This is a genomic window from Sphingomonas sp. R86520 (genome assembly GCF_042466285.1).
In the GTDB taxonomy this organism is placed as follows: domain Bacteria; phylum Pseudomonadota; class Alphaproteobacteria; order Sphingomonadales; family Sphingomonadaceae; genus Sphingomonas.
Genome location: NZ_JAXHBZ010000001.1, coordinates 1258258 through 1280757 on the forward strand (window position 1 = coordinate 1258258; position 22500 = coordinate 1280757).

The 22500-nt window shown below is 65.6% G+C and carries 18 protein-coding genes; 6 read left to right on the forward strand and 12 right to left on the reverse strand.

The window, feature by feature from the left end; all coding sequences use genetic code 11:
* Position 1 precedes the first annotated feature (1 nt).
* The 5 genes from SJY41_RS05800 to SJY41_RS05820 form a co-directional block, all read right to left on the reverse strand.
* The gene (locus SJY41_RS05800) at positions 2 to 907 is read right to left on the reverse strand and encodes a hypothetical protein (RefSeq protein ID WP_380779863.1); all 906 of its coding nucleotides are present in this window, start codon (positions 905 to 907) and stop codon (positions 2 to 4) included.
* Positions 876 to 3326, reverse strand: coding sequence for a fimbria/pilus outer membrane usher protein (locus SJY41_RS05805; protein ID WP_380779864.1), 2451 nt, complete (start codon positions 3324 to 3326; stop codon positions 876 to 878). The genes SJY41_RS05800 and SJY41_RS05805 overlap by 32 nt, the downstream gene beginning before the upstream one ends.
* A gap of 109 nt (positions 3327 to 3435) precedes the next feature.
* On the reverse strand, positions 3436 to 4191 hold the full coding sequence (locus tag SJY41_RS05810; protein WP_380779866.1) for a fimbria/pilus periplasmic chaperone: 756 nt from the start codon (positions 4189 to 4191) through the stop codon (positions 3436 to 3438).
* A 63-nt stretch (positions 4192 to 4254) separates the two neighbouring features.
* The gene (locus SJY41_RS05815; protein WP_380779868.1) at positions 4255 to 4602 is read right to left on the reverse strand and encodes a hypothetical protein; all 348 of its coding nucleotides are present in this window, start codon (positions 4600 to 4602) and stop codon (positions 4255 to 4257) included.
* A 192-nt stretch (positions 4603 to 4794) separates the two neighbouring features.
* Positions 4795 to 5457 carry a helix-turn-helix transcriptional regulator gene (locus SJY41_RS05820; protein WP_380779869.1) on the reverse strand — a complete coding sequence of 221 codons (663 nt, stop codon included), beginning with the start codon at positions 5455 to 5457 and terminating at the stop codon, positions 4795 to 4797.
* Positions 5458 to 5715: 258 nt separating this feature from the next.
* Here SJY41_RS05820 and SJY41_RS05825 point away from each other — a divergent pair, with 258 nt between their 5' ends.
* Both SJY41_RS05825 and rpsU read left to right on the forward strand, forming a co-directional pair.
* Entirely contained in the window at positions 5716 to 6138 is a 423-nt protein-coding gene (locus SJY41_RS05825) for a hypothetical protein (protein ID WP_380779871.1), read from the forward strand.
* Between the two features lie 172 nt (positions 6139 to 6310).
* Positions 6311 to 6511 carry a 30S ribosomal protein S21 gene (gene rpsU, locus SJY41_RS05830; protein ID WP_031393196.1) on the forward strand — a complete coding sequence of 67 codons (201 nt, stop codon included), beginning with the start codon at positions 6311 to 6313 and terminating at the stop codon, positions 6509 to 6511.
* A 384-nt stretch (positions 6512 to 6895) separates the two neighbouring features.
* Here the strand turns inward: rpsU and SJY41_RS05835 are convergent, their stop codons facing one another.
* The 7 genes from SJY41_RS05835 to SJY41_RS05865 all read right to left on the reverse strand — a co-directional run bounded on the left by SJY41_RS05835 (position 6896) and on the right by SJY41_RS05865 (position 17906).
* Positions 6896 to 8002 carry an ABC transporter permease gene (locus SJY41_RS05835; protein ID WP_380779873.1) on the reverse strand — a complete coding sequence of 369 codons (1107 nt, stop codon included), beginning with the start codon at positions 8000 to 8002 and terminating at the stop codon, positions 6896 to 6898.
* Positions 7999 to 9135, reverse strand: a complete 1137-nt coding sequence (locus SJY41_RS05840; RefSeq protein ID WP_380779875.1) for an ABC transporter permease — start codon at positions 9133 to 9135, stop codon at positions 7999 to 8001. The genes SJY41_RS05835 and SJY41_RS05840 overlap by 4 nt, the downstream gene beginning before the upstream one ends.
* Positions 9132 to 10133: an HlyD family secretion protein gene (locus SJY41_RS05845; protein ID WP_380779878.1), complete on the reverse strand. Its 1002-nt coding sequence runs from the start codon at positions 10131 to 10133 to the stop codon at positions 9132 to 9134. Before SJY41_RS05845 ends, SJY41_RS05840 begins: the two co-directional genes overlap by 4 nt.
* Positions 10130 to 11608 carry a TolC family protein gene (locus SJY41_RS05850; protein WP_380779880.1) on the reverse strand — a complete coding sequence of 493 codons (1479 nt, stop codon included), beginning with the start codon at positions 11606 to 11608 and terminating at the stop codon, positions 10130 to 10132. The genes SJY41_RS05845 and SJY41_RS05850 overlap by 4 nt, the downstream gene beginning before the upstream one ends.
* A gap of 317 nt (positions 11609 to 11925) precedes the next feature.
* Complete coding sequence (locus tag SJY41_RS05855; protein WP_380779882.1) at positions 11926 to 13440, reverse strand: S10 family peptidase; 1515 nt, start codon at positions 13438 to 13440, stop codon at positions 11926 to 11928.
* A 2-nt stretch (positions 13441 to 13442) separates the two neighbouring features.
* Positions 13443 to 15272 carry a DUF885 domain-containing protein gene (locus SJY41_RS05860; protein ID WP_380779884.1) on the reverse strand — a complete coding sequence of 610 codons (1830 nt, stop codon included), beginning with the start codon at positions 15270 to 15272 and terminating at the stop codon, positions 13443 to 13445.
* A gap of 117 nt (positions 15273 to 15389) precedes the next feature.
* Positions 15390 to 17906 carry a hypothetical protein gene (locus tag SJY41_RS05865; RefSeq protein ID WP_380779887.1) on the reverse strand — a complete coding sequence of 839 codons (2517 nt, stop codon included), beginning with the start codon at positions 17904 to 17906 and terminating at the stop codon, positions 15390 to 15392.
* A gap of 158 nt (positions 17907 to 18064) precedes the next feature.
* Between SJY41_RS05865 and SJY41_RS05870 the strand changes: the two genes are divergently transcribed.
* The 4 genes from SJY41_RS05870 to SJY41_RS05885 all read left to right on the forward strand — a co-directional run bounded on the left by SJY41_RS05870 (position 18065) and on the right by SJY41_RS05885 (position 22479).
* On the forward strand, positions 18065 to 18985 hold the full coding sequence (locus tag SJY41_RS05870) for a LysR family transcriptional regulator (protein WP_380779889.1): 921 nt from the start codon (positions 18065 to 18067) through the stop codon (positions 18983 to 18985).
* A 124-nt stretch (positions 18986 to 19109) separates the two neighbouring features.
* Positions 19110 to 19439: a hypothetical protein gene (locus SJY41_RS05875; protein ID WP_380779890.1), complete on the forward strand. Its 330-nt coding sequence runs from the start codon at positions 19110 to 19112 to the stop codon at positions 19437 to 19439.
* A complete protein-coding gene (locus SJY41_RS05880) occupies positions 19436 to 20590 on the forward strand; it encodes a class I SAM-dependent methyltransferase (protein ID WP_380779892.1) in 1155 nt (384 codons plus the stop codon). The genes SJY41_RS05875 and SJY41_RS05880 overlap by 4 nt, the downstream gene beginning before the upstream one ends.
* 383 nt (positions 20591 to 20973) lie before the next feature.
* Positions 20974 to 22479 (forward strand): hypothetical protein, encoded by a 1506-nt coding sequence (locus SJY41_RS05885; protein WP_380779895.1) that lies wholly within the window; start codon positions 20974 to 20976, stop codon positions 22477 to 22479.
* The last annotated feature ends 21 nt before the right edge of the window (positions 22480 to 22500 follow it).

Here is a 22500-nt window from a genome sequence, read left to right on the forward strand (position 1 = left end):
GTCAGGGCGAGACGTCGATCGTGATCGTGTCGCTGTAACGCCCCGACGGCATGCCGCCGACCTCACCGACGGTGACGCGGAGTTCGAGTGCGACGCCGTCGATGGTCAGCGGCGGTGCGATCGTCCGCGACGATGGTGCGGTCAGGTCGACGGGCGTGCCATCGATCGCAAGGCCATAGCGGATCCGTGCCTGCCCCGCGTCGCCGCCGACCAGATAGCCGGTGTTCGCCGACGCGACGAACAGGTGCGCGACGGTATTCGCGCGAACCTGAAGGATCGCGGTGCGTTGCTCGCCGGTGGCAAGGGTACCGAGGTCGATCGCCTGTGCCGAGGTTCCGCTTGCGAAACCGCTGCTGGTGCCGGCAAAATTGGCTTGGGCGCGCGGGATGCTCCGCAACAGGAGCGTCGATCGCGCGGAGAAACTGTCCGCCGCCTCTGGCGTCCGGAGCATCGCCTGAACAATCCGGGTATATTCACCGGCCGCGATCACCGCGTCCTGCTCGACCAGCAGCCGCCACACGATCGTAATGTGCGGCCGCGCGGTCGTCAGGCGAACGGTCGACAAGTCGGGGGAGAGCCCGCCGGTCACGCCGTCGCCCGGTTGCACTTCGATTCGGTAGACTAGCGGCCGGATCGCATCGCCGAACCGGATCGAACGCAGCGGTGCCGCCGCATCGTCAACCAGCGCGACGGTCGCCTCGCACTCGTCGCCCGAAACCAGATCGACCGTCGTGCGCAACGACCCTTCACCGGTGGTCGTGCCGAACGGATCATAGGCGATCGGACTCGCGATCAGCACGCCGATCCGGACTTCGCACGCCGACGCGGCAACCGGCACGGCCAATACAAGGGCCAGCATGCCGGGAAGCCAGCGGCTAAGGGCGCACTGCGTGAAGCGTACCGACATCGACTATTCCCTTCGAGGTTTCGGAGACGGCGAATTCGACCGTGGCGATGGTCTCGATCGTCACCCGGTAGCGGCCGGGCGAGAGATGATCGGCCGCGAACCGCCCGGCTTCGTTGGTGAAGATCGGCCGTTTACCGAACGCCGGGTCGCCGATCTTTTCGATGCCTCCGGAGTAGCTCGAGACCGGACCATCGGCGGTGACGATGAACCCCATAGCAATGCGCGACGCCGCCGACCCGACCGCGACGCGGTAGCCCGACGCCGAGCCCGGAAACGCCAGCAATTGCCCGTCGCCGAGATCATAGCCTGCGGGCAGCGGATCGACGTCATAGATGTCGAGGATCGGACTGAACACGAGGTTGAGCGGCACCAGCGGCGCGCCCAGCCAATCCTGTCTGCCGACCACGTAACCGGCCTCGTCCTTGATCGTGACCGCAGCGCCGTCCAGCGTGGCGTGCCGGTCGAAGATCGCGAAGTTGCCGACGCCGGGCCGGCCGATCGAAACCTTGCCATCGGCGAAACCCAGGAAAGTCGATGCGCGCAGCCGGGTTTCGCGCGCGCCGATGCCGAATGGCGAACGGGCATATTGCAGGTCCTGCTCGACCGACGCGATGAAGCGGTTGCCGAAATAGCGCGCGTCGCCGGAGACGCCGGCGCGATCGTCGTTGCGACCGAGCTGGATCCGCCCGGAAAGATCGCCGACCTGGTCGATCGGGCTCCGGCTCGCCTCGATCACGCCGGTATTCTGGCGGCTGTCAACACGTGCGGCGATCGTGTCGCGACGGCCGGTCCGCATCGACAAGCCGAGCAGTCCCTGCGGATGCCAGCCGCCCGGCAGGTCGCGCTCGATGCCGAGCGTCGCCGTCCAGACGAAGCGCCCGCGGGTGAGGTACCCGTTGAGGTCCAGCCCCTGTCGTCCGGTATTGCTGCGTGTCCAACCATAACTCCCGATCGCGGCGAGCCCGTAATTGCCGCGCCGCCAGTCAGCACGCGCGTCGACGTGCCAGCGCTCGTCGTTGATCCGCGCACCGCGATCGAACGGCGAGGTGAAGTCCTTGCTGTAGCGGGTCGACAGCACCGTGAAGTTCCAGGTGTCGCGGTCGAGCGTCAGCGTCTGCAGCCAGTCGACGCTGAACGCGGTCCCCTGCGCGCCCTCGAACCGGCTGGCGCTGGCTTGGCCGCGGAACAGCCCGATCGGCGTCCCCACCACGCCCTCCCCGCCAACCTGCCAATTGCCGTCGGCATATTGTCCGCCCGCGCCGAGCGTGAAGCGGTTGGCGAAACCATGCCGGACATAGCCGGTCGCGGTCATCGGGCCGCCATAACGGCGCTCACCGTCTTCTTGCCGGCCAAGCGCCGCACCGAAATCGGTAAGTCCGCCCGCCAGCATCGCAGTCGCCGTGAAGAACGCGGCGGATGCCACCTCGTGGCGGCCCAAATCGTCCTCGACGATCAGCCGCACGTCGTTCGCGCCGAACTGCGACGACAGGTCGTTCAGCTGGTACCGGCCGGGATCAAGTCGCAGTCGGCGGGTCTCGACGCCGTTGGTCTCGACGATGATCGTCGATGGCCGGTCGAGCGTCACCCCGCCCCGCCCCGATGGGCGAATGTTCTCGAACGGCCTGATCCCCTGGTAATCGCGCGCGACGGCGATCCCCAGGATCGTGTCGCTACCCTGGAAGCCGGTGATCCGCGGCGTCACCTCGCCCGCCGCATAGCGGATCGCGGAATCGAAATCGTCATAGGTCAGTCGGGTCACCGCGCGGTCGAACCCGTAATGTCCACGATCATGCTCGACGAGCACGCCGCCGGACCTGAGCGTGACGCCCGGAAACGCGCCGAACGTGACGAAGCCATCCGCTGTCACGCGCAACTGCGACCGGCCACGATCCGGCCCGCTGTCGATGAAGCCCTGATCCACCGCCAGCCCGACACCGCCCGCTAGCCGTGCCTGTTGCATATAGTGCGACGGATCGGGCCGGATGTCGCCGCGCATGCTGACCGTCTGGAGCGCTAGCGCGCTCGGCGGGACGGTGACGCGCACCTCGAGCGTCGCCGGATCGTATGCGACGTGGATCGGCGGCACGTCGAGCGCATCGAGCCGCGCCCTGAGCGCAGGCCCGACCCGCGCTTTCACCTTGGCGAACAGCACCGCATCGATGCTCGGCGCCAGCAACGCGAGCAACCGCACCGCGTCGATATCGCCATTGCCCGCGGTGTCGACCCGTACACCGATCTCGCCCACTAACCGACCGTTGACGAGCAGGGGCGCATCCAGATCGACGAGGCCACGCGGTACGAGAGGCGGTGCTGCCAGCGGAGGACGCGTGTCACCCTGCCCGACCGCCGGGGTGCGCTCCTGCGCATCGCCGGCCAGGGCAACGTCGGCCGCGACCAGCGCAGTGACGTCCGGCGTCACGATCGGGAATACGCCGGCGCCTGCAGCCGAGCCACAGGACAGAGCATAGAGGCAGACCGCCGATCGCCTTAAGTGCCTTCGGGCACGCCAAGGGGAACGCAGGGCGGGGTTATAGCCCGCGAGCACCACGCTCCTCCGGCAGAGCGCCGATGAGAAGCTGGGCGGGACCCTTGATGGTATCGACGAGCGACATTTCGCGCGAGCCACCGGGCATTATGAATACGGCGTCGCCGTAGCGAAGCTGATCGAGCGCGAGCGGTTCGACCTTGTCGCCGCGCTTCAATTGCCAACTATAGAGCGTCAGGTCGGCGACCCCCGCGCCGCTGTTGGTCATCCGCCCATGCAGCGCGCCGTCCTTGCCGAGCACGAGGTCACCGACCATCGCGAGCGCAGGCTTCAGCGCGTCGGGCTGGACGATCGCGGTCGTGTTGAAGTTCAGCGACATGGCGAGATGGCTCTGCATCGCCGCGGCGGCGTCCTGCTTGACCATCTCGGTGGAATTGGTCTGCTTCACGCGCAGGACGAACACCTTGCCGCGGTCCATCGTCGGCGATCCGACATAGCGGACCTGCATCAGCTGCGACTTGTCGCCGGCGATGCTCGCCTGGGGCGGAAAGATCAGGAAATCGTTGGGGGCCGGGGTAAAGGCGCGCTTGCCGGTCTCGTCGACCGTGACCGAGAAGGGCTGAAGCTCGACGTTCAGGACTTCGGCGCGGGTGTTGGTAACGGTGATCCGAGCGGTCGATCGCGCACCGCTGGGGGTCAGCGTGTAGATCATCGGCTGAACGCTATACGCATAAGCCAGCGTCGAGGTGAGCGCCGTCAAGGCGAGACCGACGATGACGCGACGCGATGTTTTCAGCACGATGGTTCCCCCCGGAAAAAAGGAGGTGGACACCGCCGGATTGCGGCGTCCACCCCAGTTTGGTCAGCCGACCGTCACATCCCAGCTCTCCGAATACGTACCGGCGAGGAAAGGCAGCGACTGCAACGTGACCGAGAAGTTGCCCGGCAGGCCGTTGGCGACGGTCGCATCAGGTGCGCCGATGCCGGAGGTGACTGCTGCGCTGGTCATGTTGATGTTGTTGAACGGCAGGAGATTGCCGTCGAGATCGAGCGTCAGGTTGTAGTGGACCTGCGATGCGGACGGACCGGCAAAATAGCCGTTCGCGGCGTCGACGGTGATCGCCTTGTTGCCGGCCTTGTTGCAGGTTACGAGCACACCGGCGATGTTCTGCAGCGTCTGATGCGAAGGATCGAACGAACGAGCAGTCATATCCACCTTGCAGACCGGAGCGATCGTGCCCGTCGTCGTCAACGTGGCTGCACTTGCAACACCGGCAAATGCGGTCGAAGCAACGATAGCGATGGATAGAGCCTTGAGTGCGTACATGATGAATTCCCGTGCTGTTGATCGACTTGATCGCCGATAATCTTTTCTACACAGATGACTTCGTTCACAAATCATTCAGTTGAATAGGTCTGATGAAGGGTCTGGGTAATTTACCCTGCGCTGAACGTGCATGGATAGCGACAACGCTATTCTTTGTGCCTGTGGAGCGCCGTTCACGTTCATCTTGGCATAGATCGACCGGAGGTGGGCACGCACGGTGTTCACCGAAATGTTGAGCGTTCGGGAAATCTCCTTGGGGCAGACCGCATCGGCCACGCCCTGGAACACCGGCAGTTCGGACGGCGTCAAACCGAACATGGCACCGGCGATGCTCGCGTCGATCAGCGTCCGCGAACTGATGTCGTCCAGGGTGACCAGCAATACCCAGCTGCCATCGGCGATCGTCTTGAGCATCGTCACCGCGACCCAGCGCGCGACACCGAACGGCAGGATCAGCGCCGCGACCGGATCCGTCCTCGACAGCGCGAGTGCCGCCTGTTGCTGGAACAGACGGTTGGAGGCCGGTTCGGAAAATCGCAGACGGTTGCCGATGTGCGGGGCGACCATGCCGACGTCCAGCAGCCGCTGCCCCGCCTGGTTCGTCCGCTGCAGCCGCAAGGCATCGTCGAGTACCAGCCGCGCCTGCGGATCGAGCTCGAACCACGCCACGCTCCAGCGCTGCGCAACCGCACTCGGGCTGGACCGCGAGAGCATGTCCATTCTGTCGATGACGTTCATATGACCCCCTTGGAATTACCCGCTGCATGAACCGCAGATCTTCCGTCGTCCTGTCCCGGGAAGCATGCGTCTGCGAGCGACTTTCCCCGTCGATCTCTATTCCAACCATTCTGATCGAAGTTAAAGTACGTAAGGCGACGTAGGTATTTGCACGTACGTACTAACGCGTAATCGACTGTGATGTTGGCACGGTCCCCACCGGTCTATAGCGATATTGCAAACGTGCATCCGGTACTGCCGACATAGATCGGAAAGACTGTGGATGTCGCGACGGGACAGGATGCGAACGACATGCGTGCGGACGGCGAACGCGAACCGATCGGGCCCGGGCAACGCGATTGCAGTCCCCGTTTCGTGCTCGCAGTAAGCGACGACTGGATCATCACACGCGCGTCGGCGAACCTTGACCGGTGCCTGCATGTACGGGCGTCCGCCGCGATCGGCATGCTGCTCGACCGTATCATCGTCGGGCCTGCCATGGACCATCTTCGCTACCGCATCGCCAAGGCCGGTAGCGGCTCGCGGATCGACCGGATCTTCGGGCTGAACCTGCAGCCGGGCGGCGCGCGTCACGATCTGGCTTGCTACGTGTCGGGTGATCTGCTGATCGTCGAGGGCGAACGTTCAGCGAGCAGGGAGTCGAGAAGCGGCGCGTTGCACGAACTAAGGATCTCTGATTGATCCGCCGGCAGAGGCAGACGGCGACAAAAAGCGATATCCGCGGCCCCCGATGTTGCCACTTTCCCTGACGCTTCGGTTCTGGTATTGCATTCGCGCCTTGGCTTCTGACGTAACCGGCCATAGAGCAACCCGGTTCGACAAACCGCCACGATAGCCGAGAGTTTAAATTAGCATGCAGATCATTGTCCGTGATAATAACGTCGATCAGGCCCTTCGCGCGCTTAAGAAGAAGCTGCAGCGCGAAGGCGTTTATCGCGAAATGAAGCTTCGCCGTCACTACGAGAAGCCGTCAGAGAAGCGCGCCCGCGAGCATGCCGCAGCGGTGAGCCGTGCGCGCAAGGCCGACCGCAAGCGGGCCGAGCGGGACAACTGATCGTAACGAAACAGTGCAAGGGCGACACCGCGTTTGCCCTTGCACCGTTTCTCCTAGCGGGAAGACAAGACGCAATTGCTTGTGTCCCTTCCCGCCCGGCGATCGATCGCCGACGTCACCCGCATCCGACTCGATCTCCAGCTAGCTGCAGACAAACGGCATCATACATCGTGCAGACCGGCATCATTCCCGCGCACGAAACCCGGTTTCCGAGCAACAGAGATTGCTCGCCACCGATAGGGCCGTCGATGACCGCCAGAGACTGTTTGCAAAATCGCTGTCCGGGAACGCTTTGCGCCCCAGCGTCACGGTAGATCCATGCGCATCGTCACGATGAACGCCGTCCCTCGCATAATTTGACCGGGAGCGATCAGCTACTCGGGATCACGACATCCCCTTTGGAAGGGTGTCGCTTCTCTGCAACCGGCGGCATGCCACCGATCCGAACCCGACCAACTGCAATGCGAGGATCGCGACCGCACCCCGGACTTCGGCGAGCGTTGCGCCCATCTGATTCAGCGGCACGAAGATGTGCGTCGCCGGCGTGACAGGTACCACCCACGCGATCGCCTGTACCCAGCCGGGCATCGCGAAGAGCGGCCATGCAAAGCCCGACAGAAAAACGAACGGGATCGACGTGGGAATGAGCAGCTTCAGGGCATCGTCACCGCTTCTCACCATGCTGCCGACCATCAGTCCGGCCGCGGCGACGGTCGCGGCAAACAATGGCACGGTCAGCAGCAGGGCCGGAACGTTGCCACCGTCCGGAATGTCCTGCAGCCAGAAGATCAGTCCGAAGTAGAACAGCCCGCTGAGCGTGCCGATCGTCGTGCATGCGGCCCATACGCCGAAGACCATACCGCGCTGCCACCGGCCCGTCCGCCGCCGCTCGGCGATCAGCCGCGCGACCGCGAACAGCAGCGTCTGTTGCAGGATGATGTTGGCAACCGCGGGGAATATGTAATCGCGATACCCCTCCGTGGTGTTGAACAGCGGGTGGGCAACGACTCGAGTCATGGGCAGCGCCGTCCGTCCGGCGAAACCCGACAGTCGTCCTTCAATCGTTGCACCGATCGCCTCGCCGATCGTCTTTCCGACAGCTTCCGCACGCAGCAGATAGGCGCCGTTGAGCCAGATCGCGATACCGCCACCGGGTCGCCCGTCGATCAACGCCGACGCGAGATCGCGGGGAATCACCAGGATGCCCTCGGCTTGCCGGTTTCGGACCATCATGCGTGCCGCCGCCATGTCCGACACGTCGGCGGCAATCTCCACCTCGTGCGCGGCGGCGAGGTTACGAACGATCTCACGCGACACCGTGCTGCGATCTGCATCGACAACGACGATCGGCAGACGCTCGACGACCTGATGGGCATAGGGCGCCGGGTAGTAGAAGGCGTAGAACAGCACGGAGATCACCGCGACCGCGACCAGATCGCGCGTCCGCAGGATTTCGAGCAGTGCCCCTTCGAAGGCTTGCCGGAACGTCATGCCGCTTTACGCGCCTGCCGCCGCAACAGCACCGTCGCACCGCCGCCCGCGACGAGCCCCGCCAGCATCAGGATCGCCGCCTTTTTCGCCCAGACCGCGGTGTTCACGCCGATCGTCTGGTCCATCTCGAGCGTGACATAATGCGTGAGCGGCAGGATCGCGCTCCAGATCCGCGCAACCGCGATGCCGCCGGTGATCGGCAACGATGCGCCTGAATAGGCAAGCGCCGACCCTGCATAGATCACGCTGGCGGACAGGCTGGTGGCGACCTCGCCGGTCAGCACGATGAGCAACGTCGAGATCGCCGCGGTTGCGATGAACAGCAGCAGGCCGCCGATCGCGACAAGGCCGATCGCCCCGGTGAACTCAAAGCCCTGCCCCAGGGTCAGCCACAGCAGCCACAGGCACAGCCAGAGCGTACCGATCACGACATGCGGCAACAGCCGACCCGCCGCCGCCATCGCGGGCGAACCGACCCGTAGCGCCCAAGGTCCCATCGACCCGCCCTCCAGTTCGCGCCCGAGCGACGCGGCGCTGGTCACGGCGATCAGGAGGTGCAGGATGGCGGGACCGATCAGCAGGCCGAGATACCATTCGAGACTGGCGGACGGATTGCCCAGCAGCGTCACCTGCACACCCGGCAGCGGCACCCTGAGCAGCGAAACGCCGGCGAGGCCGGCGTCCGCAGGCGCCTGTCGAACCAGATCAGCGGCGATAGTCGACTGAAGAAGCGCAGAGGTCAGCGCGCCAGTCGACAGGAACGCGGTCTGGTAGAAGACCTCGATGGCGGACGGGGTCGCCGGCGTCCGCGTGCCACCCAGACCCGACGGCAGTACGACCACTGCGATCGCCCGCTCGCGCCGGATCGCTGCAAAGCCCTCCGCCAGGCTCGATACGGAATCAACGACCGTCAGCGCATCCACTGCCCCGATCGCACGGACGATCGAGCGGGACGCGACGCTGCGATCCTGGTCGACGACGACAACTCCGAGACCGCGCGGCGAGCCCTGCGACAGCATCCCGCCCATCACCACGAGGCAGATCAGCGGCACCAGAGTCAGCAGCGCGAGATCGAACCGGTCGCGCCAGAGATGCGCGAGCTCCCCCGCCAGTGCCCGCCGAAACGCGCTCATCGCGGCCAGTCGAACAGCACGCTCATGCCGGGACGCAGATCCAGGACGCGCTCGGCCGGCCGCAACTGGACGCCGAACGCGCGGACATCGTAGCCGCTCGACTGGCGCGTGGCGCGGACCGTCGCGAAGGCGGCTTCGGGCGCGATGTGCGTGATGCGAAACCGGACGTCGCGTGCGAGCGCGGGAACATGGCCGACGAGAATGCCACCCGGGTGTATACCGGCATATTGGCTTTCGCGCACCGTGATCTCGACCCGCGGATGGTTGATGTCGATCACCTGATACGCGGGCAGCACGGGACTGACGATCTCGCCCGGCTGGAGCAATTTCTGTGATACCTCGCCGTCGATCGGCGACACCAGCCGCGTCTCGGCCATCAGCGATCGGGCGGTCGACAGCCCCGCCTGCGCGATCCGGACCTGCGCCGCCGCCGCCTGCTTGTCCTCGCTTCGGGTGCCGGCCAGCGCCTTCTCATATTGCAGGCGGGCAGCCTCGGCCGACATGCGGCTGCTGTCGCGTGCAGCATGCGCCTCGTCGCGCCGCTGCGCCGCGATGACGCCTTCAGCGTAGAGCGCATCCGCGCGGCTGCTCGATGTCGCACCGAGATTGGCCGCGGCCTGCGCCGACTGCCAGATCGCACGGAGCGAACCGACATCCTCGCTGCGGGCTCCTTCCTGCGCGACCGCGTCGAGCGCCCGCGCAGTGTCGAGCGCGCCCTGCGCCTGGCGTTCGGCATTGCCCAGTTCCGGGCTCGACAGGGTCGCGAGTACCTGCCCCGCCTTTACCCGCGCGCCCTCATCGACGAGCAACCGGTCGACGCGCGCCAGCGCCTTGGTCGCGACGTTGACGCTGTCCGCTTCGACCATCCCCTGGATCTGTTCGGGGCCCGGACGGCTGGCGAGCCAGAGCCCGATCCCAACGATCGCCACGACAATGACCAGGCCGGCATAGAGCAGCGTGCGCGCACGGCGGGTTGGGGGAGCAGTAGGATCGCTCATCGTTCGGTTCCGTAGGTGAGGCGCTGGTCGGCCTGGGCGAGATGGCTGCCGAACGCGTCGAGCCGACTGGCCGAGGCGAGCAGGCCGGCAAGCGCCAAGTCATATTCATAAGCGACGGCGATCCGCTGCGCCTCCGCGGTGTCGAGTGCGGCCTGCGCGGCGATGACCGGGGTCGCCGTCCCCTCGCCTTCGCGAAACGCGACCGCCTGCACGCGCACATTCTCACGCGCCGCGGTGAGGCTGCTGTCGAGCAGGACGAACGAGCGACGCGCGCCTTCGACGAGATTATAGGCGCGGATCGTTGCGCTCGTGGCGATCCTGCGCGCCTCTGCGGCAGTATCCGCGGCGGCGGCGGCCTGCGCGCGCGCCGCGTCCTCGGTGCGCCGGCGGTCTATGTTCGACAGAATCGTGTAGCGAACCCCGACACCGCCGATCCAGTCGGGCTCGATCGGCAGCGCGTTCGAGCGGTTGAAATTGTATTCGCCAAACGCATAGGCCTGCGGCAGGCGCCGCGACCGGGCCAGCGCCACGCCGGCGTCCGCGATCTGCCGCCCGGCATCCGCCGTCCGGGCTTCCGGTGCCGTGCCTTCGTTCCCGAGATAGGTTTCGACCGGCGCAAGCGGACGCGTCTGGACGAACAAGGGCGTCGTCGGGACCACGTTGCCCTCAACGTCGAGCAGCCTGGCGAGTTCGTCGCGCGCGGTCGCGCTGGACAGGTCGGCACGCTGATAGGTGCGCTCGGCAGTGTCGCGCGCGACCTGTACCTCCAGCGTCCGGGCATGCGGAATGACGCCCGCCGACTCCAGCTTGCGCGAATCTGTCAGGATCTTGTCGAGCGCGTCACGGCTGCGTCGTGCGGCCTGCAACAACCCGGCCGCCGCCTGCTGCCCGAAATAGGCGCGGATGAGATTGATCCGGGCCAGATCGATCACCTGCGCGCGGCGTCCCTCGGCCATCGCCACACCCCCTTGGGCGGCGCGCTGGATCGCCGGGATCGCGCCGCCCGTGTAGATCGGCATCGCTGCCTGCACGGTCGGCCGGAAGACCTCGTCGCGAAAGCGGTAGCTGAGCTGGTCGGGGATCGCGTCGAACAGCCCCGGCAATGCCTGCGACAGCCGCCCGGTAATCTCGCCTGCAATCTGCTGGAACGCCGGCGGCACGCTACCCGGAAACGCCGCCAGGAAATCCTGGGTGGTGTTCAGCGCATCACCCTTGGCGCCCGCGAGATCGATCGACAGCGTCTTCTCGTAGACGAGATACTGCGCCGACGCGGTCACGATCGGCCGGTGCAGCGTCCGCAGCGCGTCGGCACCGGCCTTGGCCGCGTCGACGCCGTGATCGGCGGCACTGACCGCACGCGACGTCCGGTCGAACCGCATTTGCGCCGCATCGAAGCTGAGCGCGGTCTGTGCGTCGGCAGTCGATGAGATTGATACCAGCGCGACCACCATCGACCAGTGCCACTTCCCCTTCACCCGTACCGCCCCCGAAATCGTTGCCCGATATCGCTCTAGCAGCGCCCGTCTTCGAGAGCGACGGGTAAGCGATTTATGCGACTCCGGCGCCCGATCCATGACGGCAGAACATTGAGCTATTTCCGGTCAGCATCCCGACAGTGGCTTCGAGCGGCATGCTGTTCGCGTCCGACGACTAAACGGGCGATGGCTCTGTCTGCACCCGAGGCGGAGTGATCTTGATGACCTCGAGCTTGCCCTTCGAAAGGGCGCGAACAGCCGCCGTCTAGGAATTGCCGGCTGCCTCAATCAGACGCGTCCGCGCCGTCCTGCGCCCGTCAGCCTCGATAGATCGCGCGGGCGTCGCGCTTGAAAGCCGCGCCACTGTCCTCGCGACTGTAGAACATGTGGCCACCCGGATAGACGTTCAGCTTCACCCGTTCCGCGGCGCCGAAGCTGGGCATCTGGTCCACGATCAGCCGCGAGGCGTAGAACGGGCAGGACAGGTCGTCCCAGCCGTGCACGATCATCACCGCCATCTTGGGATCGTTGGCGATCGCCTTGCGCAGATCGGTTACCGGCGTGTCGTCGGGCTTGCCGCGATCCCACGCCGCGTTCACCTCGTACGATAGCGCGTGGTAGCGCGCGTCGGTCTTCCATCCGACGACGCGCGTGACAAAATCGACCATCGCGCTGGTCGTCGGCGCGATCAGCGCGTCGAGGATCGGGTCGTTCGACTGACGCGAGGCGGACCAGGGAAACGGATCGAACGCGGTCACGTTCGAATCATAGACGCTGCCGATGGTGCCGTCGGCGCGGTGAATCTCACGCAGGAAGGTCGCTGAATCAACGCGGCCGCCCATCCTTTGCACCAGTGACGGATCGAGTCCGGTCAACCGGCTGACGTTGGCAACAAGCCGCGACACCGCCTGCGGATCGGTGCGTCCGCGCAGCAGGTCGGTTGCGAAGGCTCCGCGGGTGTATGCCTCGACGTCGACCATCGCGGCGGGGGTCAGGTGATGCTGTTGCTCAAGATGCGCCGCGGCCATCGACGGCAGGTCGATCATCCACGGCAGCGGCGAGAGCGCGGTCGCGCCGTCGCCTGAGGCGGGGTCGAGATACGGCGAGACCATGACGATCCCGTTGACCCCGACGCCGATCTGCGACTGGAGCTCGTAGGCGATCCGCGGCGCACGATACCCGCCATAGCTTTCGCCCATCACATATTTGGGCGAGCGCAGACGCCCCGCTTTCACGAGCCAGTCGTAGACGACCTTCGACAGGTATTTGATGTCGGGATCGTTGGCGTAGAAGGCCTTCTTGGTCTTCTCTTCGTCGACCAGGCTGCGGCTGAACCCGGTGCCGACCGGATCGATGAAGACCAGGTCGGTGAAGTCGAGCCAGCTGTTGGGATTGTCGGTCGTGATCGGCGCATCGGACGGCGCATTGCCCTGCGCGCCGAACTGGACGCGCTTCGGGCCGACCGCGCCGAGATTGAGATACACCGACGACGCACCGGGACCACCGTTGAACGCGAACGTCACGGGACGCGCCGTCGCCCCGCCCGCCGCGACATAAGTCGCCCCGCCCGCCGCGACATAAGACGTATAGACGACCTGGCCGATCTCCTTGCCCTTGTCGTCGCGCACCGAGATCGTGCCGATGGTGGCGTCGTACGCGATGCTCCGTCCGCCGATCGTGGCCGACTGGCGGACCGTCCTGTCGGCCGGCAGCGGCGGCAGTTTGACCTCGTCGTCGACCTTCTTCTCGACGGTCGAGGTCTCCTTCTTGTCCTGCGCCGCGATCGGTGTGGCGATCAGGCTCGCCAAGGCAAACGCGGTAACGAAGCGCATTTTCACTTGGCCTTTCCGCCACCAGCAGCAACCCAGGCATCGATCTTGCGTTCGAGCACCGGCATCGGCAGCGATCCGGTATCGAGCACCTGCGCATGGAAATCGCGTGGATCGAACCGGGCTCCCAGCGCTGCCTGTGCCTTGGCCTTGGTCCGTGCGATCGTCAGCTGGCCGATCTTGTAGGCGAGCGCCTGCCCTGGGATCGCGATGTAGCGCTCGACTTCGGCGGTCGCATCGGTCCGCGCCATCGGCGAATTGGCGAGCATGTAGTCGATCGACTGATCACGGGTCCAACCCTTGGCATGGATGCCGCTGTCGACGACCAGCCGCATCGCGCGCAGCATCTCGTCGTTCAGCCCGCCCATTCGCTGGTACGGATCGGTTTCCATGCCGAGTTCCTTCCACAGGCTCTCGGAATACAGCGCCCAGCCCTCGACATAGGCGGTGTTGCCGCCGAACCGCATGAACGCGGGCAGCGCCGTATTTTCCTGCGCGAGGCTGATCTGAAAATGATGCCCCGGTACGCCCTCATGGAGGAACAGTGTCTCCATTTCCCACATGTAGCGCGAGGGCAGGTCGTAGGTGTTGTAGTAGAAAACGCCGGCTCGCGTGCCATCAGGCGTGCCGCCCTGGTACGAACCGCCGGCATCGGTTTTTTCCTTGAACGCCGGGACCGGGCGGATTTCCAGCGCAGTCTTGGGCGTCAGCGAGAATTGCTCGGGAATCCGCTGATAGATGCGCTTCTCGATCGCCTGATAGCCGTCGCGCAACTGCGCGGCCGAGCTTGGCTGAAACTGCTTGTCGGTGCGCAGGAACGTGAAGAACGCCGGCAGATCACCCTTGAACTCGACTGCCTGCTTCTGCGCGTCCATCCCCTTCAGGATCCGGGCGACCTCGGACAGGCCGAGCTGATGGACCTGCTCGGCGGTCATCGGCAGCGTGGTGCGCTGCTGGATCAGATAGGTGTAATAGGCATCGCCACCGGGCAGCGCGGACAGTCCGACGGTATCGCGCGCGACCGGGAGATACGTCTTGGCGAGGAAGTCGCGCATCCGCTGGTGCGCGGGCGTGATCACATCGCGGATCTGTGCCGCATACGCTGCCTTGAGCCGGGCCTGGTCGGCAGCCGGGATTGTCGCCGGGAACGTCTTCACCGGTCCGTAGAAGGTCGATCCCTCGACCCCTTCGCCGATCAGATTGTCGAATTCCTGGATCATGTTGGTGACGACAAGCTTGGGCTGGACGATCCTGTCCTTCATGCCCTGGCGGAACAATCCGATCGCGCGGTCGAGCACCGCAGCATATTGCGCGTTACGCTTCAGATTGTTGTCATAGTCGGCAAGCGTCTTGAACGGTGCACCGCCCTTGCCCGACGCGAAATCGGGATAGAAGGTCTGGAACCCCTGGAAATGATCGATCGGCAGGTCGCGCTGGACCTTCAGGATCGCGGGCGCATAGCCGGCCAGATCGGTCTCGTTGCGCGTCTTGAACACGTCATAGGCGATCTGGTCGGTCGCGGTCAGCCTGGTGCGATCGATGGTCTTGAGCGCGGCGAGGTCATGCTCGATCGCGGCACGCTCGGCGGCCAGATACGCGTCGGTGAGATAGTCGCCGAGCCGGTCGGCATAGCGCATGTCACCGCGGAAGATCGCGTCGATCGGATTACGCTTCAGGCTCGCCTCGTCGCTGTCGTAGAACAGCCGCTTGAGCCGCGAGTCGTCCGCGCTCTCGCCGGGTTGCGCGGTCGGCGGCGGGAGCGCCTGCGCGGTTGCCGCCGCAGCGGTAACGACGGTGGACAACAGAGCGGCAATGACCAGTTTCACGGACAACATGCGTTCCTTCGGATGCGACGACACGGGGTTAGATTGCGTCCAGGTTCGCTGCAAGCACCCCCGCCGAAATGCGTGCCGGGGCGTGGGGCCGGACGACTTCAAGCAGAGACCTCGCTGTCAGAACACCTTGCGCAACGACACTGTCACGATCCGGCCGAGCGGGTCGAGAATGTCCCGCTGATAGCGATACGGGACGGTACCATCAGCATCCCGGACACGCTGATGCGCGTCGGTCACGTTCGTGACTTCCAGCTTCAGGCCGAGGTGGCGGGCCCAGTTCTGGTTCGGCAGGACATGATGGAGACTGAGCGAGCCGCTGAGGTTCAGTTTGCACAGCGGCGCAAACGCGAGGGTCGATGCGGGGAGGGTGCTGCGGACGCCTGCTTTTCCCGTGCAGTAGAAATCGAACGTGGCGCCATTGCCCATATAGTTGATCCCGCCATAGCCGTAACCAGACAGCCGCGACGTAATCCCGCTCGATAGCGTATCGCCGGCAAGGAGGTTGAGGGTCGTGCCGCCGGGCCGGAGTTCGATCCGGTCGGAAATCCGGATGCTGGGGCCGAGCCCACCATAATAACCGGGACGGTCGGGCGGCGGACCGCCTGGCGTCGCGGGCGGCTTGGCCCGGCCGACCTGGCCATTGACGCTGAGCGTCATGTTCAGCGCGCGTTTGCGTTCGCGAAAGACGTTGATCGGACGAAACGCGACCGATGTGAGCACGCCGTCCGCGTTTCGGCCGAACAGGGCCGGCGCTCCCGCCTCGGTATACGGGGTCAGCGCGTAGATCGTCTGGATGCCGTTCGCGATGTTCTCGATCTCGTACGTCGCGGCGAACCGCAGTTCGCGCGTCGCGAAGGGCTTGATCGTCGTACCGATCGAGCGGACGTGGTGACGCTCGGCAACCAGCGCCGGGTTGCCGCCGATGAACAGGGTGACCAACGTCGAACGTCCCGTTGCGAAATCGAACAGCGGCACCTGGGGTGCGGAGGTCTGCGGCGTCGCGAGTTGATCGAGCGTCGGTGCGACTTCGGCGCGCCGGAGTTGAACGAGGAACTGCACCGCCTGGATTGGCGCCCAGTTGAGCCCCATCGTCGCGTCGGCCAGCGTTCCCACGTCGCCGATCCGGCGGACCGCGGCAGAGGCATTGGCCGACAGCTCGCCCGCCCAGTCGAGGAACGCCTCGCGGCGCGATGCGAGCGGTACGTCGATCGCCATGCCACCTTCGACACGGCTGCGCGCGAACGCCACCGCATAGGGACTGGCGCCGCGCGTATCGGCATCTGTACGCGCATGCTCGGCCTCGACCGTGGCCGTCACCGCGACCCGCCCCGCGGGCAGCCGCAGCGGACGGCCCGTCGCGACCAGCTTCCCCCCTGCCCCGAGCGTTCTCTGCGTCGTGCGGTCGATGAGGCGGTCGGCGGCCAGCATCGGCGTCAAGGGCTGGAACGGATCGCGACCGCCGGCGATCGCATTATTGGCCGCGGTCAGGTCGATCCCCTTTGCCACGACGCCGCTTCTTCGCTGCGCGTCGAGGGTTCCGGTGAGGTCGACCTGCCAGCCACCCCACGCTCCGCGCAACACACCGCCCCCGTGAAGCGTCGTCGTGTCGAAACGCTGGCCGAGCGATGGGGCCTCGACGAGATAGCGCTGAAGCAGGACGTCCGTTGCAAACGGCGAGAACGGGTTGAGCGCTGGTATGAACAATGTCGCGCTGGCGGGTCCGAAAACCGTGACATCGTGGCTGTGGTCCGCGGTGATCGTCAAGGATCCCGAGATCTTGCGACCGATCCGGTCGGCCATGACGATCTCGCCGTGAACGGTGTCGTTGGTTGGCGCAAGTGCACGAAACGGCGAGATGTCGAACAGCCGGGGCTGGTTCGCGTTCGGTACGAAGCCGGCCAGTGTCGGACTGGCGACGGGCACGGGGGCGATGGTCACCGCTTGGCCAGCGAGCGTCGACAAGGCGGGGTCGATCTCGCCTCCTGCCAGTCCGGTCACGTTGCCGCGCGCGTCGAACGGCACGTCGGGATCGGGGGAGATGCTCCGCTGCGACTGCAACAGCCGGTCGGTGTGGCGTGCGTCGAACGACATTGTGAGGCGGCGATCGTCGTGCAGGCGGGTAAGGTCGAAATGCACGTTCGCGGTCTCGGCACCGCCACCTGTCGCCCCACCACCGGCGGCCTTTATCGCGACCTGGCGGAAACGGCGCTTGGTGATGAAGTTGACGACCCGCCGTGTCGGCGGATAGCCATATTGTAAGGCGACGGGCTCCGGAAACACTTCCACGCGCTCGATCGCTTCGGGCGGCAGATTGCCGATGTCCTGATACCCGGACACGCGTTGCGCATTGAGCAGGAATATCGGTTCCTGCCCGTTGCCCGACTGGGTCACGCCGCGTAGGGGCCGCAGCAATTCGGCGATCGACGTGGCCCCCGTTGCCGCAATCGCGGCGGCATCCAGGGTCGTCAACGACTGAAGATCTGTCGCCACCGTACCACGCTGGCCGAGTATGACGATCTCCGGGCTTTCGTTCTCGTGGACGACCTCGGCTTTGGGCACGGGCGCGGACCGGACCTGATCCTGCGCTGCGGCGGCACCGACCGCGGCACGCGCGAGCGCCGCGATGATCACCATTCGTGCGAAAGCCGCGCTGTCCCGCACTGATCCCCCCTGCCGTGCCATTGCTACCTGGGGGCAGAAGGAAGGGCAATGCTCGCAGACCAAGGTCGCGTGTGAAACGGTAAGCGCCCGGGGCTATGCCGATATCGACGATCAGCTTATACGCGCTGGGTATGGCCATAGACCTTCGCGCGCTCGAGCATTTCGTCAACGTTGCCGAAAGCAGCGGCTTTGCCGCGGCGGCGCGCAAGATGCGGACGAGCCAGCCGAATTTGTCACGCAGCATCGCGCAGCTCGAGGCGTCGATGGGCGCCAAGCTGTTCGAACGCACGACCCGCGGGACCGCAATCACCGAGGAGGGCCGCCGCCTCCTTCCCCATGCGATATCGATCATCAACGAGATGGCCCGCGCAGAGGCCCTGTTCGAGACCCCGCCAGACGAGGAGATCGAGCGAATCGCGATCGGAGTCTCGCCCAGCCTGCTCTACCAGGGACTGCCCGCGGCGCTCGGCGCGCTGACGCAGCAGCCCGACAAACGCAACATCGTGATCTCGACCGGTACGCTGGAGGAGCTTCTCGCCCAGGTCCGCAAGCATGCCGTGCATGCGGCGGTCTGCATCGTGCCGGACTATATGAGCGGACGGCGCAGCGACCATGCCGACGTGACGTTCGAGGAACTGGCCGACGAGGAGATGATCCCCGTCGCGCGCGGCGGCCACCCGGTGTTCGCACGCGCGCCGACCATGGCAGACCTGAGCGGCCATGACTGGGTCGTGCCGCACCAGATGTCGGTCAGCTATCGTTTCGAAAGCGCCTTCTTCCGCCGCAACCTGACGGTGCCGCCGCAGCGGCTGAACTGCTCGTCGATGCATTTGCTGAGGACCGCGATGCTCGACTGGTCGCTGCTCGGCATCGTCCCCCGGTTCCTGGTCGAACGGGAGCTCGCCGAGGGGACGCTGCGCGTGCTGGACATGCCGGAACTGCACTTTCCCTATTCGCTCAGCATGATCACGCTCAAATCGGCGATCCCGACAGAGGGTGTCGCCGCGGTCCTGCAATCGCTGCGCACGCACATGCAGCGAGCTCTCGGCTGACCAGTTATGCTCGATCGGTATAGCCGTATGCCGACATTGCGCATTGCCGATCCGACCTAGCCCGGTCAGTTCTCCTCGGTGCTTCGAGCCTCGACAAGGCTTCGGCAGTCCGGAGAAGAACGCCATGACGACCCCGCTACCCACGACCCCCAAGGGGTTGGCAACCATTCCCGGCCAGCGGCTGGTGGATGCGCAGATGATGTCGATGATCGTCGCGCTTGCCTCGCAACAGACAGTGATGCGCGCGCGTATAGACGCCTGCGAGCGGCTGCTGATCGAGAATGCCGTGCTGACGCCGGGCGCCATCGACACCTTCGTCCCCGATGCGGCGGCGCAGGCCGAGCGCGACCTGCTGCGTCAGCAGAGCATGACCAAGATCTTTCGCGCGCTCCACGAAGCCGGCGAGGCCGATCTCGCCGCATTGTCCGCCACCACCGCCGAGGAAGCAGCATGACCGGTATGAACGAAGGCAGCCCCGCAATGCTCGGGCACCCGATGATCGCGCAACCCAACCACGACGAACTCGTCGAGCAGATGTTCGTCCGCGATCTGAAGGTCTTCGTCAGCGGCACGCTGGAACCGACGCAGCGCGCCATCGCCCAACGGCTCGAAGCCGCCGCACCGCTGACCAACACCAACAGCCCCGTCGAGGATCTCCGCGACCGGATGATGGGCGTCGAAAGCTTCAAGACCTGGATCGGCCTCAAGCGGGAATCGCAGCGGCACCTCTGGTCTTCGGTCGGCGAAAGCGTCGAGCGACAGAAAGGCAGACTGGAGACGCTGGGCAAGATCGCCGCGCCGATCGGCTCGGTCACGCTCGATCCCGATTTCGTCGCGCCTGCCTATATCACCGGCGCGGATATCCACCTGATGCCGGGCGGAAACGCGCATGAGGACGGATCGCTGCTCCAGGGCGCGGTCATGGATCGCGGCGGCGCGGTGTTCATGCTCGGGCGTAACGGGGGGATGCTCAACGACCTGCGCGGGCATACCGCGATGGCCCATCTGCCGACCGTCTACCCCGATCTGAAACCGCTCAAGATCCTGGAAATGGGGTGCGGGATCGGGACCAGCGTCGTTCCCGCCGCGACGTGGTTCCCGGATGCCGAGATCCACGGGATCGACGTCGGCGCTTCGATCCTTCGTTACGCCCATGCGCGCGCGGAACATCTCGGTGCACCGATCCACTTCTCGCAGCAGAGCGCCGAGCGCACCAACTTTGCCGACGGCTCGTTCGATGTCGTGTTCAGCTGCGTCGTCCTGCACGAGACGTCGCAGGCCGCCGCGTCGAACATCCTCGCGGAATCGCGTCGCCTGCTCCGTCCCGGCGGTGTAGCGATCCACCTCGAAGTGCCGTTGATGAACACTTTCGGCATGATGTGGGAGGAACTGTCCGCAGAGATAGAGGCCGAGTTCAACAACGAACCCTATTGGCGCGGTGCGCTGTCGGCGGATTACGGGGCGCTGATGGGCGCCGCAGGGTTCAAGGACGTGAAGGTCGGTTACCAGTCGACCGCGTTCGCGGGGCCCCACTCGCCGCTCAAGTTCGGCGACACGTCCGACGGCGTATTCCGCTCGTGGTTCGTGACGTCCGGCACCGCCTGATCGCCGCAGCGCCTGATCGACTGGGACGTCGCCGCCATCTCGCGGCGATGTCCCGATCCCATGCGGAGGCGCGCGATTTTGCTCGACCATCCTGCCCGTTGACCCCGCCATGGAGCACGCGGCGGTAACGCAGACGCGTACGACGGCGACATTCCACCTGATACTGCCGATCCGTGCGCACGCGATGCGGCTGTGGAGATCGGACGATAGATCCGTCACTCCCGGTAACCCGTTGAACAGGATGCCGAAGCCCGGCCACGCCGCGGAAAGCGGCCGATTTTCCGCAAATACCGCTTTGCAACACGCATCTCGGCTGCGTACGCGCCTGGGACATATTGTCCGATCACGACGCGCCTCGACGCACTTTCTTCGAAGAGTGCCGCATGCTCCCAGGTACATCCGGCACGGATGCGCGTCGCCCGGCGTCGAGCATGGCATGGCGCACCGCGATCATCATCGCTGTCGCGGTCGCCACCCGGCTCATGACCTTCGGCAATCCGATCCTCTACACCGACGAGGAATTCTACTTTGCCGCGGGCCGGGCACTGGCCAACGGGGCGCTGCCATTCGTCGACGTCTGGGATCGCAAGCCGATCGGCCTGTTCCTCATTTATGCGGCGCCCGCGGCGTTACCGGGCAGCCTGGGTATCTGGGCGTATCAGGCAATGGCGCTGCTGTGCGCAGCCGCGACCGCGCTGATCGTCGCACGGTTGGCCGACGCGGCGGGCTGGTCGCGCGGGAGCATTCTGGCGGGCGTTGCGTATCTCGCCTGGATCACCGTCGCCGGTGGCCAGGGCGGTCAGTCGCCGGTGTTCTACAATCTCGCAATGGCACTCGCTGCGCTGCTGATCGTCGAGCGCGACAGACCTGCACTCGGGCGCGGCGCCGTCGCGATGCTGGTCGTCGGCGTGGCGATCCAGATCAAGTACACCGCCGCGCTGGAAGGCATTTTCTTCGGCCTCTGGCTGATGGTCGACGACTGGAAGCACGGGCGAAAGGTCATCGTCGTGATCGGTCGTGGCGCCGTCCTGGCCACCATCGCCCTTCTGCCGACGCTCGTCGCCGTATTAGTCTATGCGGGCCTCGGCGAGCTCTCCGCGTTCGTGTTCGCGAATTTCGAATCCATCTTCTCCCGCAACGCCGATCCGATGCGCGAACAGCTGGCGAACCTCGCAAAGGCGACCGCAATCCTGCTGCCATTGCTGGCCATGGCGCTGGGCGCAGGGCCGTCCGCGGAGGAGCGGATCGCCGGCTCCCGCCTCTTCCTCCGGGGTTGGCTGCTCGCCGCGCTGCTGGCCTTCGCGTTGCTGCCACCCTGGACCGACCATTACGCCCTGCCCGTCCTGCTGCCTGCCGCTGCCGTCGCGGCAGGCTTTCTCGGACACGCACGCGGGCGGCGGATCGGCGGTGCGCTGATCGTGATCGCGGTCATAGCCGGACAAACCTCGCTAGTGATGGATCGTCAGCGCCGCGGCACACCCGCCCAGTTCGGTTCGCTGGTCCAGGCGGTCGGTCGCGGCCCAGGCTGCCTATATGTCTATTCGTCGTCCAGCATGCTCTACCCGGCAACCGGACGGTGCGCGGTCTCGCGCTATGTTTTCCCAAGCCATCTCACGCGCGAACGGGAGAACGGTGCAGTCGGCGCCGACCAGATGACGGAAATGCGGGCAATCTTTGCAAAATTGCCGGCCGTGGTCGTGATGGGGCCACCCTATGATGGCGAGCGGCCCGATATCCGAGCCGCCGCGCTCGGCCTTCTCGCCCGCGACTATCGAGTGACCGCGCGGGTTACGCTCGGCCGCAAGCGGGTCGCCGTCTACCAAAGCCGGACTGTGGCGCAGTCAACCGGAGCGATCGCCCACTTCGACTGGGCCCGCAAACGCTCGTGAGAGCCAGTGTCCGCTTTTTTG